General features: G+C 32.5%; 16 protein-coding genes. 4 read left to right on the plus strand and 12 right to left on the minus strand.

Features of this window, described 5'->3' with window-relative positions; all coding sequences use genetic code 11:
* Nucleotides 1-122: 122 nt before the first annotated feature.
* The 7 genes from EB239_RS01500 to EB239_RS01530 all read right to left on the minus strand — a co-directional run bounded on the left by EB239_RS01500 (nt 123) and on the right by EB239_RS01530 (nt 7,812).
* The gene (locus EB239_RS01500) at nt 123-953 is read right to left on the minus strand and encodes a two-component system regulatory protein YycI (RefSeq protein WP_003870751.1); all 831 of its coding nucleotides are present in this window, start codon (nt 951-953) and stop codon (nt 123-125) included.
* Nucleotides 954-956: 3 nt separating this feature from the next.
* Nucleotides 957-2,246, minus strand: a complete 1,290-nt coding sequence (gene yycH / locus EB239_RS01505) for a two-component system activity regulator YycH (RefSeq protein ID WP_003870750.1) — start codon at nt 2,244-2,246, stop codon at nt 957-959.
* A gap of 12 nt (nt 2,247-2,258) precedes the next feature.
* Nucleotides 2,259-2,654 (minus strand): hypothetical protein, encoded by a 396-nt coding sequence (locus EB239_RS01510; RefSeq protein ID WP_003870749.1) that lies wholly within the window; start codon nt 2,652-2,654, stop codon nt 2,259-2,261.
* 87 nt (nt 2,655-2,741) lie between these two features.
* Complete coding sequence (locus EB239_RS01515; RefSeq protein WP_003870748.1) at nt 2,742-4,448, minus strand: ATP-binding protein; 1,707 nt, start codon at nt 4,446-4,448, stop codon at nt 2,742-2,744.
* Nucleotides 4,432-5,127, minus strand: coding sequence for a response regulator (locus EB239_RS01520; RefSeq protein ID WP_003870747.1), 696 nt, complete (start codon nt 5,125-5,127; stop codon nt 4,432-4,434). Before EB239_RS01520 ends, EB239_RS01515 begins: the two co-directional genes overlap by 17 nt.
* A gap of 59 nt (nt 5,128-5,186) precedes the next feature.
* Nucleotides 5,187-5,993 (minus strand): peptidase MA family metallohydrolase, encoded by an 807-nt coding sequence (locus EB239_RS01525; RefSeq protein ID WP_003870746.1) that lies wholly within the window; start codon nt 5,991-5,993, stop codon nt 5,187-5,189.
* Nucleotides 5,994-6,456: 463 nt separating this feature from the next.
* Entirely contained in the window at nt 6,457-7,812 is a 1,356-nt protein-coding gene (locus EB239_RS01530; RefSeq protein WP_003870745.1) for a peptidoglycan DD-metalloendopeptidase family protein, read from the minus strand.
* A 237-nt stretch (nt 7,813-8,049) separates the two neighbouring features.
* Here EB239_RS01530 and EB239_RS01535 point away from each other — a divergent pair, with 237 nt between their 5' ends.
* Both EB239_RS01535 and EB239_RS01540 read left to right on the plus strand, forming a co-directional pair.
* Complete coding sequence (locus EB239_RS01535; RefSeq protein WP_003870744.1) at nt 8,050-9,024, plus strand: DnaD domain protein; 975 nt, start codon at nt 8,050-8,052, stop codon at nt 9,022-9,024.
* Nucleotides 9,017-10,000: an ATP-binding protein gene (locus EB239_RS01540; RefSeq protein ID WP_003870743.1), complete on the plus strand. Its 984-nt coding sequence runs from the start codon at nt 9,017-9,019 to the stop codon at nt 9,998-10,000. Before EB239_RS01535 ends, EB239_RS01540 begins: the two co-directional genes overlap by 8 nt.
* Here the strand turns inward: EB239_RS01540 and EB239_RS01545 are convergent.
* The 4 genes from EB239_RS01545 to EB239_RS01560 form a co-directional block, all read right to left on the minus strand.
* Nucleotides 9,997-11,439, minus strand: coding sequence for a M1 family metallopeptidase (locus EB239_RS01545; protein WP_003870742.1), 1,443 nt, complete (start codon nt 11,437-11,439; stop codon nt 9,997-9,999). The two genes, EB239_RS01540 and EB239_RS01545, sit on opposite strands and share 4 nt — an antisense overlap.
* 108 nt (nt 11,440-11,547) lie before the next feature.
* Nucleotides 11,548-12,795, minus strand: coding sequence for a DUF1015 domain-containing protein (locus tag EB239_RS01550; RefSeq protein WP_003870741.1), 1,248 nt, complete (start codon nt 12,793-12,795; stop codon nt 11,548-11,550).
* Between the two features lie 135 nt (nt 12,796-12,930).
* Complete coding sequence (locus EB239_RS01555) at nt 12,931-14,124, minus strand: RNA-guided endonuclease InsQ/TnpB family protein (protein WP_003870740.1); 1,194 nt, start codon at nt 14,122-14,124, stop codon at nt 12,931-12,933.
* Between the two features lie 105 nt (nt 14,125-14,229).
* Complete coding sequence (locus tag EB239_RS01560) at nt 14,230-15,186, minus strand: ComEC/Rec2 family competence protein (protein ID WP_003870739.1); 957 nt, start codon at nt 15,184-15,186, stop codon at nt 14,230-14,232.
* A 254-nt stretch (nt 15,187-15,440) separates the two neighbouring features.
* Between EB239_RS01560 and EB239_RS14680 the strand changes: the two genes are divergently transcribed.
* On the plus strand, nt 15,441-15,590 hold the full coding sequence (locus EB239_RS14680) for a hypothetical protein (RefSeq protein WP_208638261.1): 150 nt from the start codon (nt 15,441-15,443) through the stop codon (nt 15,588-15,590).
* Nucleotides 15,591-15,636: 46 nt separating this feature from the next.
* On the opposite strand, the gene EB239_RS01565 is transcribed toward EB239_RS14680, so the two are convergent.
* A complete protein-coding gene (locus EB239_RS01565; protein WP_003870738.1) occupies nt 15,637-16,044 on the minus strand; it encodes a VOC family protein in 408 nt (135 codons plus the stop codon).
* 434 nt (nt 16,045-16,478) lie between these two features.
* Between EB239_RS01565 and EB239_RS01570 the strand changes: the two genes are divergently transcribed.
* Complete coding sequence (locus EB239_RS01570; RefSeq protein ID WP_003870737.1) at nt 16,479-17,273, plus strand: FTR1 family iron permease; 795 nt, start codon at nt 16,479-16,481, stop codon at nt 17,271-17,273.
* Nucleotides 17,274-17,811: the final 538 nt, after the last annotated feature.

Raw genomic sequence — 17,811 nt, forward strand, 5'->3', positions numbered from 1 at the left:
CAATCTTCCCTTCAAATCAATAAAATAAATTAAACTTAAACAGTATCACAATATATACTTTAATACAATTTAAAATATTTTACAAGTATTTAAGGGTTAAAAAAAAGAAGAAGAAGGTGGTATTATTTACCTTCCTCAAAATTTCCCGTATAAGCGTTTATGTAATATCTGTTGCCATCCTGAGTAGTTATCCTCCAAACAGGTACTGCTTCTCCTTTAGTAGCACTGCTCCAGTTAAAATAATAGCCTAATTTTATTTCTTTTACAACCATAGGTTTTGCATCCGTCTTTATCTCCACAAGCTTCAAAAGAGCATAAGCCGCATTTATCACCTCTTTTTTCGCCTTTTCCATCACAACAGAACCAAACCAAGACTTTGAAAATTCAAAGCTTTTGTCATCTATTTTCCCTTCCATCCATCCGCCATCTATGAAGTAATCCTTATAGGTTTGAAAATACTTTATCTTTACCTCTTTACCTTGAGAAATTTTTTCAACTTGTACATTTATTTCTTTAAAATGATAATTATTTATAAAATTCTGTACATACTCTTCCTTTTGAGAAGAAGACATATCTTTAAATTTATCGTTCTTTTCAAAATAATAAAAACTAATGCCATCTACTTTGATAGTTTTATCTTCAAATTTAAAAATTGTATATCTATTTTCTTTGTATTTTTCATATTTTTGACTTTTAATAAAATTTTCTAAAACAAAACTTTCATCAAATATTTCTCTCGTTACCTTAACAAGAGGCATTGGCTCTGTCTCTTGCGGAATTGTAGTTTTCAAAATTATGTTGTTTTGCAATAAGACTTCCTCTATTGAATACAAATCTTGCCTTGATAAAAGCTGGGGTTGCGGTTTATTAATTTTAGCAATAGTTAGATATAAAAGAACATTCAAAATCGCAAAGGTGATTATCAGCACTGTCTTTGCTTTAGACCAGTTCATAATTTATACCCCATTGTAAATCAACTTTCCATTAAATATGTTTATAAAAAACACTTTATTGTTACTTTCTCCAATCCAAACAGGGATAAATTGTCCCTCATAATACGCATAACCTATTTTTAAATCAGAAAGCGGTTCTCGCCAGTTTATCTCTTTTAATCCCATTGCAAGAGGTTGCTTCAATTTTGCATGAGAAATTAAATAACTTCCATTACTCATCAAATCTAAATACAAAACTCGTGCATATTTAATATTGCCATTTGAAATATTTATTTCGATTGGAAAATCCAGCATTTCTTTTTGCAAAATTCGAAGAGGATAATCAAATATATAATTAAAATAAAAATTATATTCCCCTTTTTCTTCTTTGAAATCCATCAGATAAATATCGTCAACTTTTATCCCTATTTCCTCCAAAAAGACGACAGATTTTCTCAGTGCAAAAATTTTATCAGTGGGAGAAGCTTCAGAAACAGTGTCATAAAATTCTATATACCCATTTTGATATAAGCGCAGACTTTTTAAACCGTCGGTATAAACAGTACATCCGTTATTCTCGGTAATTTTTCTTACAACAGAGATATTCGTAAAAAATTTTTCTAGAAAATGGGGGTCAGATTCAAAATTTGTTTCTTTACTATATATTTTTTTTATCGAAAACGTTAGAGAAGGTATGTACACGTTTTTTTCAAAATATGCATTGCCTTCCTCATAAACAGATTCACACACACTGACCTCATCTTTAGGGAAATTCTTTATAATGTTTTTTAAATCCTCCATCTCTGAATAATTGAAACTATAAAATTTTTTATTGGCTGCATCCTTCACAAAAATTTGATTTTTGTCTATGTTAACGATAATCTCTTTTACATATACATTGCTATTTATTTTTCTAGACCAGCTATCTCTGTTGCTAAAAATATCTTTTAACAAGTCACCATTTGCACTTTTTCCCATTAAAAACCGCATAAACGTACCTTTTTGTGCGTTTTCCCAACTATTCTCATCGACCACATTTATTTTTTCTTCTTTATTTGAACTAATAAAATCCGTTGTTTTTTTCCATAAAGAAAAGGAAAGATTACCATCTGATACTAAGTACACTTTTCCTTGCAAACCCACAAAAGTGTATTCTGGCCTTATTATACGAAAAATGTCCACCTTTGTATTTGTGGACTTTTTATTAATAAATGATAATTCATTTTGCGGAAAGGATATCCACAGTTTATAAGTTAAATACACGCTAGTTAAAACAAGAAAAAACAATAGCAGTGACTTAATCTTCTCCCTCATCCTTCAAGACCTCTATTTTAAAAGAGATTTTATTATATCCTCAATGGCAGTAATTGTTATTTGCAAAATCCCATCCTTTTTTGTAAGTATCACATGGCCTTTTATTATTTGCAATTGGTCGTCTTTATAAGCTTTTATTACTATATAATTATCTCCATAGCTTAAAGTCAATAATTTTGCGAAAAGCATTGTATCGCCAATTACCCATTTGTCGCTTAAATTATCGTTTAAGATAAGCTCTACAGTAGTATTAGGTTGTCCACTCCCAGAAATTATAAAATATTTGTTGTCCGTTTTTACATCGTTTATATTAGTTTTAACTTTTATGAGGTCATCTGCATATCCATATGACATAAAAAGAGCCATAAACATCATCACTGCTACAAATAAAGCAACTATTTTTTTCAAGGATATCCCTCCTTCTCCTTTATGGTTTTATTATACAGTACTATTATTACAATATTGTTACAGTAATATTAAATTATTATTACGAATTTACTGGTATGGCAGTTTAACCCTCACTATAGTGCCTTTTCCTACTTCGCTTTCTATGTTTACTTCTCCTTTGTGAAGTTCTACAATTTGTTTTACAATAGAAAGCCCCAAACCTGTACCTCCAAGCTCTCTGGATCTGGCTTTATCTACTCTGTAAAACCTTTCAAAGATTCGAGGCAGGTCTTCTTTAGGAATTCCTATACCGTTGTCTTCCACAATGAAGGTTGCAAAATTTTCATCGTATTCTGTCATAACTTTTATCATTCCGTTTTCTGGAGTGTATTTTATAGCATTGGTTACTAGGTTCACTATAACTTGTTCCATTTTATCTTTGTCAATATACACATGCCTTGGTACTTCTTGAAGGTCGACGATAAGTTTCTGATTTTTTTTATGAGCTTCAATAGAAAGTCTATTTATTACGTCAATTATTACTTCATTTAAATTTTTATGCTCAAATTTGAGGTTTTTCTCTTCAGAATCCATTTTAGATAAAAGAAGTAAATCTTTTACAAGACGTGTCATTCTGTCAGTTTCTGAATCTATTATTTTTAAAAATCTCTTTAAATATTCAGCATCTACGTCGCTGTAAAGAAGAGTTTCAACATAGCTTTTTATGGTGGCAAGAGGAGTTCTAAGTTCATGAGAGACATTTGCCACAAACTCCTTCCTCATGGCATCCAATTTGTGTTGCTCCGTGATATCGTGAAGTACATAAACATATCCTTCTATTTGTTGATTGCTTTTTAGCGGAGCTATGTTAACTGTTAAAACCTTGTTTCCGCAATTCATTGTCGCTACTGCATCTTCTTTTTCTAAATTTAGTATTCCCTCTATTGGCATTCCTAATTCCAGCTTCACATTTAACATTTTCTCGGCAGCCTCATTATAGTGGATTATGTTGCCTTTTGCATCTGTTGCCACAACACCATCGGTCATAAATTGTATAATAGCTTCTATTTTGTTTTTTTCACCTTGAATATCATTTAAAGTCTGTTTTAACCGCAAAGATAAAAAATTAAACATTTCACCTAATTTTCCTATTTCATCATTAGATTTTATCTTTATCGTCACATCAAAATTACCTTCTGCCATCTTTTGAGCATATTTTGTCACTTCTTTGATGGGGTCAGTTATAGTCTTGGACAAAATATATCCAAGCACCATAGTAATTCCAACAGCAAAAAGAGTAGCACTCGAAAGAATCAAATTGACATCCCATAAAGTCTCATATATTCCATTTAAAGAACCGCTAATATACACAACTCCATTTATTTTACCATCGCTATTATAAACTGGCATGGCAAAGCTTTTTATTTTTCCAGTAGAATTATAATCATCAGTCACTTCACTTCCGATTTCTCCTGATAGGGCTTTGACAATAGCAGGAGTCATCATTTTACCCCTATCCCCAGTTGAACTAGCTAAAATATTTCCTTTATTATCCAAAATATACACATACTTTACGTTTGAATTAGGACCCATGTACATATTTATCACATTTTTTAAGCTTTTTGCATCCATGTTGTCTTTAAGGGTAAAAGAAATACCTCGTGCTTGCGCTTCAAGGTAATTGTCAAAGTTATTCATGTGGTAATTTTCAAGAGATTTATAAAGATATACCCATATGATTTCCATTGCTACAAGTATTAACAAAGTATATATGAGAATTATTTTCCATTGAATGCTTTTAAATCTGCTTCTCATCGCTAAAATAGTAACCAACCCCTCTTTTTGTGTGAATAAGCTTGGGGTTACTGGGGTCATCTTCAATTTTTTCTCTCAGTCTTCTTATGGTGACATCTACTGTTCTAATATCACCCAGATATTCATAACCCCATACCTTTTCCAATAGCATTTCGCGTGAAAAAATAAGCCCCTTGTTTAAAATGAGAAATCTCAAAAGTTCAAATTCTCTGGAGGTAAGTTCTATCTCTTTATTGTTTTTTTCTACTTTATATTTCGACATGTCAATTTTTAAATTTTTTACGTAAATGATATTCCCAGACTCGTTTCCATTTAAACTAATTCTCCTTAAATTAGCTTTTACTCGTGCTATGAGTTCTCTTATAGAAAAAGGTTTCGTTATGTAGTCATCAGCTCCCAATTCCAGTCCCAATACTTTGTCTACTTCTTCCTCTTTAGCCGTCAACATCAAAATAGGTATAGTCATCGATTGCCTTAGAGTCCTTAGTACTGAAAAACCGTCTAATTTAGGCAACATCACATCAAGTATTATCAAATCTGGATTTTGCTCTTTTGCTATTTTTAAAGCCTCTTCCCCATCATAAGCTTCATAAGTTATGTATCCCTCTTTTTCCAGATTGTATTTGATTATCTCAACTATAGGCTTCTCATCATCAACTATCAGTATTCTGTAACTCATTTTACTTCCCCCTTGTCTTTTTATAGGGTTAAAGCAAGAAGAGCAACACTCTCCTTGCTTTATTTCACTGAATCTATAAATTTCTCTAAATCTTGTCCTGTAACTTTATAAAAACTCTCACTTAAACTTAACCCTCTCCCCAAATATTTTAAAATATCTCTTATGCTTTGCATCCCATATTTATCACTTATGGCTTTTACTATTTCAAAAGACCTTTTATAGGCCAATGTCTCATCTAATTGGTTAAAGTTATAAGTCAACTCTTTGAGGGAATAGGGTTTATCACCTGTTACACCTTCACCCCAGACAAAACCGTTTTCTCGATATTCTTCCAAAAGGGCTATACCTTCTGTAAACCATACGGGGTAATTGCCTCTCGCAATATCATCTACAACAAGGTGGGCAAATTCGTGTACAATCGGTCCGTCATGCTCAAAGACTTTTTCTAGGTCTTCTGTAGGACTAATCCACAATTCAGGTGATACTATGCTTATGACTCCATTTAAATAAAGCCCCATCGCAGTATCCCCTTTTGCAAGTGAAAAATCTGTGTTCATTTTTTCAGGGTCATGGTACATTATAATGACGGTTTTACCAGGTGGTTTGTAATCTAAATCTTTAGTAACACTATCATAATGTTTTTCTGCAATTTCTAAAACAAGAGAAACGTATTTTTCATCTGGCATGGTATATCGCACTATAAAGTGCTCACTTTGTGTTGTTTTGTAATCTTTTACATTATCTGTTAAACTATTTTCTTTTATTTCTCTCACATAAGGATAGGAAGCCACCATAATTTTGTTAGCATAATAAAGAGAAATGAACAAAATAAGTGCAATAGCAAAAACAATAATTTTCTTTTTCATCCTGTATCACCTCACATACATTTAAAACCCCGTATGTAATTTATATGTAGAGGCTTTTATATGTATGAAGCGATACAGGTTTTTTTGACAAATATAATTACAACTGTATTATAACATTCATAAATACTTGTAGCAACCCTACAAAAATAAAAAGCCCTCCATAGGGCTTGCAGTTTGTTGACAAAGTTAAAAAATATTCAAAGGAGATATTTTGCATCGTCGCTCCGATGTTCCAAAGCGACAAAACTAAAGCTCGACCTTCGGGCTCCGGCAGGGTACCGGGCACAATCGGCCTCCTTGCCTCAGGTGCCCGCCTTCGCCATCCATGGCTTCGGCCCTGCCTCCACCCTCGGTCTTGCTAAGTTTTGTTACCGCTTTGTAACAAGTCGCTCCTTATGCAAAATATCTCCTTTACGAAAGTTTGTCTACAGTCTGAAAGCCCTCCATAGGGCTTGTCACAATTTCATCTATTTAAATATGATAAAGGATTAACTGGAACGCCATTTTTTCTAACTTCAAAGTGGAGATGAGACCCTGTTGCACGACCTGTCGAACCTACCAAAGCAATTTTTTGTCCTTTCGCCACTTTATCGCCTTTCTTAGCAAGGAGTTTACTAGCGTGTCCGTAATAAGTAACATAACCATTGTGATGGTCAATTTTCACTAAATAGCCATAGCCACTTTCCCAACCAGAAAATATAACAGTTCCTGCATCTGCAGCATAGATAGGAGTTCCTTCTGAAGCTGCTATATCAACTCCCGTATGAAAACTCCCCCATCTAGGACCAAATCGTGAGGTTATTGTACCTCTCGCAGGATAATTAAAAGACCCTGTAGCAACATAAGATATTCTTTTTGAACCTACGGCAACTATTTTGTTGATAGGATTTTCAAGGACATTTTCGTTCTTTATTTTTTTTGAAACCTCAATGCCATTGTAACTTACAACAACAGCAGTTACCTCTTTCAAGCCTTTTTTACCTTCTACTAACACTTTAGACTGATTGGTATACAGTTTGTCATCTTTAGTAAGCTTTGTCTCAAAAGGTATTTCCTCTTTGTAAACTATTCTCTTTTCAGTAACAACCGTGACATTAGGTACAGCAGAAGATAAATATATTATTTGTCCTGGTTTTAAATTTTCTGTAAGGCCAGGATTTAATTTTAAAATATCATCAATGTACATGTCGTGGTCTCTTGCAATAGACCACAAACTATCGTTTTCTTTTACAGTGTATGTAACAGCTTTTTTTACAGGTTGTTGCAATATTTTTAACGCTTCCTCAAAGCTTACTAAATATTTTGGAGGTATGTACTTTTCTTCAATTTTGACATCCTCTTTAAAATATGTTCTATCAGAATCCCTTGCGTATTTATTCTTTAACATTTCAAGAACCTTATTTGCCTCTTCTTCATTTTTTAACGCAGTCACAAACTTGCCATCTACTATTATGGCAGCAGCTTTGCAGCTAAAACTCATAGCATTTTCCAAATTAGCATAAATTTTATGTACATCTGTCAACTCTTTATTTGATACTCTTACCCTTTCAAATTTTATTTGCTGATTTAAAACTATATCCGTTCCTGTCTTTTGCTTTTCTTTTTTATGTAATTCTTCTATAAAACTTTTTACCTCATCTATATTCTTGGTAATTCCAATAGTTTCACCATCTACTGTTATCTTGTAGGCAAATCCTTCTTCATATACAATAAAAGAAAGACCTATGGACAGTGCTACCACAAAAGCTATAATATTGTTCTTGTAAGTCTTTAATAAACCAAGAAAAAACTTATAGCTTTTATCCCCCACCTTCCCCATAGTATTCTCCTTTCTTCTGTTAATCTTTTTTAATTATACCATACTTTTTTGTAAAACCAAATTTTAATTAATGAAATTTTTAGCATCTTTCTATATTGTATGTTATACTTCAAACTAATATTCCTATATATACTTATTTAATTTAACAATATACTCAAATATTCCGATAATTATGTTAAATTCTTTTCAATTGAAGAGGCTATTTCGCTGTGTTATAATATATTCGAGGTGGGGAGGATGAGCGTTTTTAGATTTTTAAACGAAAATGACGATTGGGGAAGTACTCCCATCAGCAATTATTTTATAAATCATTTCATGTTGGATGCCCCAGGCGAATATGTCAAAGTATATATTTTGGGATTGAAATATTGCTATTATGGCAATGAAATACCTTTGAAAACTTTAGTAGATAAATTATTTATGTCAGATATAGAAATTGACAGAGCTTTGAAGTATTGGGAAAAATCAGGCTTAGTTAAATTAAAATACATAGATGGTGAATACACAGTTGAATATCTCCCGGTTATTCCACAACCAACCTCAAATCACAGCGTGTCCTTACAGGACCCTCAAGTAAAACAAATGTTTGAAGCAATTGAATTGACTTTGGGAAGGCCTTTAACCCCCACAGAAATGGAAACATATTTAAGCTGGATAGATGAATACGGCTTTTCCTTGGAAATAATAACGATGTTAGTAAGTTATTGCGCTTCTAAAAACAAAACTTCTTTAAGATATATGGAAAAGGTAGCAATAGCCTGGCATGACGCAGGTCTTAAAACCGCATTAGATGTAGAAGAATACTTAAAAGCAGAAAACAAAAGATGGCAAAATTATAGAAAGATTTTAAATGCTTTAGGCCTTAAAGAGGATGAATTAATGGAATCCCACAAAGAGATGATGGACCGCTGGATGGACGATTTAGGTTTTGATGTAGATGTGATAATAAAAGCCTGCAACGAATGTACTCTTAAATTGAATGAACCCAGTTTCCCTTATATAAATAAAATACTAATCAACTGGTTTAATGAAGGTATAAGAACAGTAGAAGATTTAGAAAATAAAAAGTCCTCTACAAAGAAAAAAACTCCTGTTACCTCAGGTTTTAAAGCTCCTAAAAACTACTTCAACAGCTACTCTCAGAGAAGTTACGACATAGAAGATTTGGAGAAAAAGCTTTTAGCCCATTCAAGGGGTGAATTAAATGAATGAAAACATCATCCATGAAATCCTTAAAGAATATGAAATGAAAAGAGATAAGGCTTTGCAAGAAGCCCTTTACCGTAAAAACAAACTTTATAAAAAAATTCCTGAACTTGAAAAAATTGAGGAAGAGATTAAGAACGTAGGAATCGAAATAACTCAATCAATTTTTAAAGAACCTGAAAAGGGAAGAGAACTTTTAAATCTTTTAAAAGAGAGGTTAAATAAATTAAAAAAGAAGAAGGCTTATCTCTTAGAATCTAATGGATACCCTGAAGATTATCTAGAACCTAAATACGAATGCAACATATGCAAAGATACAGGATATGTAAATGGAAAGCGATGTAAATGTTTTGACCAAAAGCTTATAAATATTTATTATAAACAATCAAGTATAGCCGAAATACTTAAAAAAGAAAATTTCTCTAATTTTAATTTCGAATATTATTCAGACAAACCCTATGGAGATAAGCCTTCCCCAAGAAGCAACATGAAAAATATTGTAGAGTTTTCTCTTAATTTTATAAAAAATTTTGATACTACCGCTGAAAGTCTTTTTTTCTATGGAGACTCGGGTCTTGGTAAAACATTCCTTGCTAATTGTATAGCAAAGGAATTATTAGATAGAGGTAAAAGTGTGATATATCGAACAGCGCCAGATTTAATTGAAGGTTTGAGAATAAACAAGCTTAATGCTGATGGCAGTAGTTATAATGAATATTTGGAATTGTTAAAAGAATGTGACCTCCTTATAATCGACGATTTGGGAACAGAATCTATAACTGCTTTTAGTTTGCAGGAATTTTTTAATATTTTAAATACAAGATTGTTGCTTGGCAAAAAATTTATTATTTCTACAAATTTACCTCTATCAGAAATAATGGCAATTTATCCCGAAAGAATTTATTCACGAATATTCGGCCATTTTAAATTGCTTAATTTCTACGGTGAAGATATAAGACTAAAACGAAAAATGATAATTTAATAGAACCACTCTTGGAAAAATCCACCTGTATCTTTGCCTGTCACACTGTCCACTACGTCAATTAAGTCTTGCGTAGTGGCAATTTTATATTTGTATTTATCGTAATAATTTTGAAGCACTTTTTTGAATTCTTCGTCACCTACCAGATTCCTCAGATTATAAAATACCATTGCTCCTTTGTTATAAGCTATATTAGTGTACTCCTTCCACTCTTTAAAATCTGCCAAAGTCTTAGCAAAAGAAATATCTGAATTGGTATTTAGAAATTTATTAAATTCTCCCTCTATAACAAGCCTATAAATCTCATCAGCTGTTGCCTTACCGTAATACCTTTCTATATACATAATTGTAGTGTACTCCGTCAATCCCTCATCCAGCCAAGATTCTTTTATTTGGTTGTTTCCCACAGCACCATACCACCATTGATGAGCAGTCTCGTGAGCAATTACATATTCTAAATGAAACAAATTAGCTTTTGTGTACAAATCTTTTGATATCATTACAAGATTAGGATATTCCATGCCTCCCATGTAAAAATCAGTCTGTACAACAGAATATTGTTTATAAGGATACTTGCCAATATAATCATTGTAAAACTTAATTGCATCTACAGCAAATTTAAGAGCTTTGTCTCCATATCCTTCCGTAAAATAATAGGATTTAACTTTTATGCCATCTACCTGTTGCTCTGCTATCTTAAATTTCGTACTTAACACCATAGCAAAATCCCTTACTTTTTGTGCTTCAATAACTAATTCTTTGGAATCTCCATAGTTTTTCTCTTCTTTTATTTCTCCAGTGGAAGCAACTATCATGTTTTTAGGTACTGACAATTTTACTTTGTAATTTGCTATATTACTATAAAAAGGATCTCCAAAAATGTAGTACGGATCATTATTCCAGCCATTTTTATCATATACAGAGAGTATAGGATACCAATTTCCTATCTGTACGGTATTGTTCCCATAGCCAAATCTACTTCTACAAGGTGGAATTTGTACTTTGTAGGTCATATTGATTTCTATTGTTTCTCCTTTTTTTAATTCTTTAGGCAAATTTATTTTTAAAATTTCCTCATTAGGTTCTTCCAATTCGTAAGTAGCTGGAATGTCTTTATCAAAAGTAACTTTTTCAATCTCTATAAATCCCGGTTGAAAACCATCAGGATAGGCAAAAGGGAGCTCTCCCTTCGTAAAAGGCAAATTCTCTTGTGTCTTGAAAGCATTTGGATATAAATGAAAGTATATTTCTTTTAAAGGAATATCATTAGTATTTATATATTTTACTGTTTGAGTAGCATAAATTATTTTATTTTGGTCATCATATTTTGCTTCAATTGTGTAAGATGTAAGTTGACTCTCTTCAGGCAAAAGATAAAGCACTAAACCGATAATTACAATTATAGCTAAACCCAATAGTGCTTTTTGTTTTATTTTCATATAACCAGCTCCCCTAAATTATCCTTCAATATATATTAGTACAAATTTTTAAATAATAGAACTTTTTCACTTAAAAAATAAAAAGCACCTTAAAATGAAAAGGTGCTTTTAGCTCAATTCGTGAATAAATAATCCGCTTCTTAGTTTAGGCTCAAACCAGGTAGACTTAGGAGGCATTATCATTCCCCCGTCGGCAACAGCAATTAAATCTTCAACTGTTGTCGGGTGCATAGAAAAAGCTACTTTCATGTCTTCCTTAACTCTTCTTTCTAATTCTTCTAAGCCTCTAATTCCTCCTACAAAATCAATCCTTTTGTCAGTTCTCGGATCTTTTATTCCCAAAATAGGATCCAAAAGATTTTTTTGTAAGATGGATACATCTAAACTTTCTATCGGATCCGATGGATTAAAAGTACCTTCTTTGGCAGTAAGTTTGTACCAATTTCCTGATAGATACATGCCAAAAGTGTGCTTTTGCGAAGGATTGAAAGGCTGACCTTCATTACATTTCTCTACTTCAAATTTCTCTTCTATTTTTTCGATAAATTCACTTTCGGAATAGCCGTTTAAATCCTTTACCACTCTATTATATGGCATGATAAAAACTTCATCATTGGGCACTAACACTGCTAAAAAATAGTTAAACTCCTCATCTCCTTTATAATCACGATTTTGTTCTCGCCTCTTTAAGCCTACTTTTACAGAAGCAGCAGCCCGATGATGTCCATCTGCAATGTAAAGATAGTCTATTTCCTTAAAAACAGAAGTAATTTTATTTATTAAAGATTTGTCATCTATAATCCATACTGTATGTCTTATTTCATCCTCTGATGTAAAATCATATATAGGATCTTTGCTCCCCATCCAGCTATTTAACAACTTTTTAAGCTCTTGATTGGCTTTGTACGTTAAAAAAACTGGACTGGTGTGAGCATCACAGTAATCCATGTGATTTATTCTATCCTGTTCTTTCTCCGGCAGAGTAAGCTCATGCTTTTTAATTATTCTTTCTAAATACTCATCAATCGAAACAGTCGCTACCAATCCCACTTGACTCCTGCCATTCATTATTTCTCTATAGATGTAATAGTTCTCCTCATTATCTTTTATTAACAGCCCTTTTTTAAGCATTCTGTCAAAATTTTCTCTCGCTTTTTCATAAACTATTTCATCGTAAGGATTTATAGAAGGAGCTAAATCTATTTCTGCTCTATCCACATGAAGAAATGAATAAGGATTATCTTTCGCCAAATTCCTCGCTTCCTCGGTATTTACGACGTCATAAGGCAAGGACGCTATTTTATTTGCCAATCCTGGTGCAGGCCTTATTGCCTTAAAGGGTTTTACTGTAGCCATAATAATCCTCCTAAAAATTTATTTCAACTGGTTTCAATGCTTTTATTATATCATATCACTTTATAAATGCAATGTATTAAACTGACACACTCTCTCCACTAAAGTGGAGAGGTTCTTTAAGCGAAGATTGATAGTCTATGCTACCCTTATTCGCTTGGGGTTGCCAAACCCTCTACCCCTATCCAATCTCGGATTCAGGGTTACTCTCTTTAATATGTTCACTGCACCGTTTATATCTGCATTCATTACTGTCCTACACCTACTGCAAACATATAATCCTCTGTATATGCGATTATTCTTCTCCACTATACCGCATACAGAACATGTTTGAGAAGTATATGCTTCTTCTACTTTTTTTGCCTCTATCCCATATTCTCTAGCTTTGTATTTTATCATATCAAACAATCTACCAAATGGTATTTTGTGCAGTTTCTCGTTATTCTTATGTCCTATATCCATATCTCTTATTCCGTCACTCATTCCACCTATTATTATTTTGCTTACTCCGTTCTGCCTCGCCAGTTCTATTATATACCTTGAAACTTTATGTATGTAGTCTTTTACAAAGTTCTTCTCTTTGATTATTAAATTGTGAAGCTTATACGATGTTTTGTATCCTTGTTTTGAAATTACAGATTGGATTCTCGCTTTTTCCTTGGCTAATAATCTTAATCTTGAGATAAGATAACCGCCATCAATAATAAATGTTTCTGGATTTTCTTCTATAACTATTGCTGCAAAATTCTTTATTCCAAAATCTATTCCCATCATTTTTTTATCTGCAGGTTCGACTTCTGGTATATCTTTTTTATAAACGATATGAACAAAATATGTAGTATGTCCATACAAAGTTTTTGGAACAATTTCAATTTCCTGTACAGTATTGAGCGATAGATTTTTCGGTAAATCTATCCATAGATATTTGGACTCAATACCGTACTTTTCTTTTAAATATTGCTTTGTTTGTGTGGACAATGATAGTCTGATTTTGTTATTAATTATTTTTATGCCATTTTTCTTCCATCTTACAGGGATATGCCCGTTTTTGGGTTGATACTTCGGCTTTTTAGTATATCCATCAAAAAAATTCTTCCAAGCTATCTGTAGTTTTTGCAGTATTGCTTGTGCAGATTGTGAATGCAAGTTTTTATACCAGAAATTATCCTTTAAGCACTTTTCTAACTGATTTACTGATATTTCTCTGTTCTGAACAGCGTAGTTTGCGACGTTCCACAGTTTTGATGCTGAGTATGTTAAATGTCCCAATATTATTCTGTGTTCTCTGCTGCAGTGAGAAAGTTGAAATACTATAACTCTTGTTACTTCCATTTTTCTCACCTCCTTCCTGTTTTAACTCTACTTTATTTTATCACATTTTTTACCGCCTTTCATCTCTCAATAAATTGGAAAGCGTTCTCGGCGGATGATCGTAAATTATCTTTTAATCTCACTTCCCGACAAATAATCCCCCGGCTCTACATTAAAATTTATAGTTTTGCCATCACTTACTGCAATTACAGTCCCACATTCATCTGTTCTATATACTATTATTCCTAATGACCTAAGCTTTTTCATTGTTTCTTTGTGGGGATGACCATAGTCATTGTATTTACCGCAAGATATAACAGCATATTTAGGATGTACTGCCTTTAAAAATGCCCACGTAGAAGCTGAAGAACTGCCATGATGCCCAATTTTTAATACGTCAGCTTTTAAATTATATCCTTCACTCAGCATTTCCTTTTCAGATTGTTCACCAGCATCTCCTGTAAACAAAAAAGAGGTATTACCATACGTAATTTTTACTACTGCACTATAATTATTTAAGTCCTCGTAATGGGAACTATTTGGCGCAAGCATTTTTGCAATTATGCCATCTCCAAGGTCAATTACTACTCCTGCTTTTGCAACATTTATCGAAAGTCCTTTTGATTTTGCTGCCTTTAGAACTTCTTCAAATGTCCTTGTTGTCGTCGTTACTTTAGGCATATAAAACTTTCCTATTTTAAAGGTTTTTATAACTTCTACTATACCACCTATGTGGTCATTATGAGGGTGAGTTCCGATAAGTATATCAATTTTATTGATTCCGCGGCTTTTTATGTAATTTTCAACTTCACTGCCCATTTCAGGCGTTCCTGCATCTATTAATATCGTTTTGCCTGATGGAGTTTGTATAAATATACTGTCTCCTTGTCCTACGTCTATATAATTTATTGTTAAACTATCTGTTTCGGATTTTTTAACTGTTTCTTGCTGGCTTTTTGTCCCCTCATCCTGTAAAAGTTGTTGAACTTCATGAGTAGATGTATTGTCAAATATTGTACAGCCTGTCAATATAAATGCAAATAGTATTAATATAAAGGGCAACAGTAATCTCTTCTTGTACATAGCTAAAACCTCTCCTTCAAATTATGCACTTTTTTAACATTTATCCATCTTTATTCATCTTTAAATAAGTCCTTTGCCAAATCTTCAATAGACTACTATCTACAACACAAATTTCATTTTCTTTAGGCATTATTATCGCCTCTTTAAAAAATAATTAATTCTTTTTTCGAATGAACGAAGCCAAAAGACCCTGATTTCATAAGGCTAATTTTTGTTTTGAGCAAAGCGAAAATGAAAAATTACAAAGTGGTGAGGTGGATAAAAAATCATTCATAAAAAATAGTGAACTTATTCTAAATGCCTGCTATAAAAGGAGCATAAGAATAAAAGCATATAAATTATATCACAAAATTTCTGCAAGATGTCACGACGATTATATGCTTCAGTTTAAAACTAAAGGGTAGGCATTCAGAAAAATACCCACCCCAACTCTTGACAAAGAGCCCACAATCAATATTGGTAATTTAAATCCCAAGTTATTCCAAATTTATCAGTAACTTTCGCATATTTAGCATTCCAAAAAGTTTTTTGAAGCTCCATATGTATCTTACCACCCTCTGATAAGGCAGTATAAGCCTTATCAATAGCCTCTTCTGTGTCAAACTCAAGTGTTAAAGATACATTAGTTCCTTTTTCAACCTTCTGTCCCTGGAATGTGTCAGATAAATATAAAATAAATGATTTATGTTCAAGTCTTGCATGCAATATTTTATCCTTATATTCTTCCTTAACTGGCATCTGTGAATCTCCATATCTTATAACATTAGATTTTTCTCCGCCAAATACATCGCTGTAGAAGTTTAATGCTTCTTCTGCATTTCCTTCAAACATTAAATATGGCACAATTTTCTTAATCATTATTTATCCACTCCTTAGTTAATTATACGTTGGCTTGTGCATAATTTAAAAGCCTTCATTTAAGCCATTCCTAGGATGTACTTTTTATTATCATTCCTAAATTTCTTATCTTTTATGTAGGATTTCCTCCCTTATTTATCGAATTATTTCTATTCTTCTATGTTTGAAAATCTTGATCTATCTCCAATGCTGAATTTCCTTCTTCCACCCCCAGCCGTAAAGATTATACTTCATCATTATATTTTCTTTGTCCTCTTGGCATTTTGTAGACACTTCCTCTCTTTATATTTTTATTTTATCCTGTTCGAGTTAAAGTGTCTACAATAATATACTAACACCACAACAAATATAATATAAAAAAGTTGACAAAATGAATATGCATAGTCTAAAATAAAATTGATAATGATTATCATAATCATATAAGGAGGGTTTTTATGTTAGCAGGTATATTAATTACAATCCGCGAAGGACTCGAGGCTTTTTTAGTCATAGGTATACTATTAGGATACCTTACAAAAATCAACCAAAAAAAGTACTTTAAACACGTATGGCTAGGTGCTATTGGTGCTATAGTTTTGAGTGTTGTTATTTCGTTTATATTCCAGGCTTTAAAAATTAGTTTTGAAGGCGAAAGTGCTGAATTATTTGAAATAGTTGTTGCAGCGATAGCCATTATTATCCTTTCATATATGGTTGTCTGGATGCAAAAGCAGAGCAAGAACATCAAAGGTGAGCTTCAAGCAAAGGTTGATGAAGCTTTGTCAAATAATCAGGTATGGGGCATAACGATATTAGCATTTGTAACAGTGATAAGAGAAGGGATAGAAACGGCACTATTCTTAACCGCCTTAAAAGGTGAAGGTTTATTATTAGGATCATTTACAGGGTTATTTATAGCTGCAATAATATCTGTATTATTATACAAAACAACAATAAAATTGAATTTAAGGAAATTCTTTATGATAACTGGCTGGCTTTTGATATTCATTGCAGCAGGTTTAACATCTCATGCAATTCATGCATTAGGAGAATTAGGAATAATACCTCCAATAATTGAAAAAGTATGGAGCCTAGAATGGTTAATTCCAGATGAAAGTTTGTTAGGTAAGTTACTGCACGCGTTTATTGGATACGAAAGCACTCCGTCTTTAATGCAGGTCATTGCGTATAGTGCTTATATATTGATTGTAGGTAAAATGTTTATGAATAGTTCGAAAGGAACCACCTAATACGTAATTTTATGTGAATATATACCTATTTGCGATACAAAATAGCATTAAATTGTGGCGATAGTAAGATGGAAAATAAAAGAAACATCCGGGTAGTTGATGATGAGAAACAGATCATCAATGTACTGAAACCTTGTCTAGAGAAAGAAGGGATATAATGCATTGTTAATTCTCAAATTAGATCTCCAAAGATTTTCAATTATGATGGTATTTTTTAAGGGCATAAAAATATTTTTTCTCAAATTATTACAGCCTGATTAAAAATTTTTTTCGCTTTTTAAGAGCATTACCGCCAAAATATGTTAATATTTGTTACTGGCAATTTGAATTAATTAATGTATAAGCGAAAGCTACTGCTCTCATAAACTGATTTCATTTTCTACCTGGTAAACTTCTTCTTCGTTTATTTCTCTTAGCCTTTTAGAGTATGCGTAGAAGATAGAAACTGTACCATCTCAAAGACGCCGTTTTCTGCGACGCTAAGGTCTAAAACGGCCTCTTGTAGCATTTCCGAAAGAAATACAAAGAAAGGGGGAAA

Source organism: Thermoanaerobacter ethanolicus JW 200 (genome assembly GCF_003722315.1).
Taxonomy (GTDB): Bacteria; Bacillota; Thermoanaerobacteria; order Thermoanaerobacterales; family Thermoanaerobacteraceae; genus Thermoanaerobacter; species Thermoanaerobacter ethanolicus.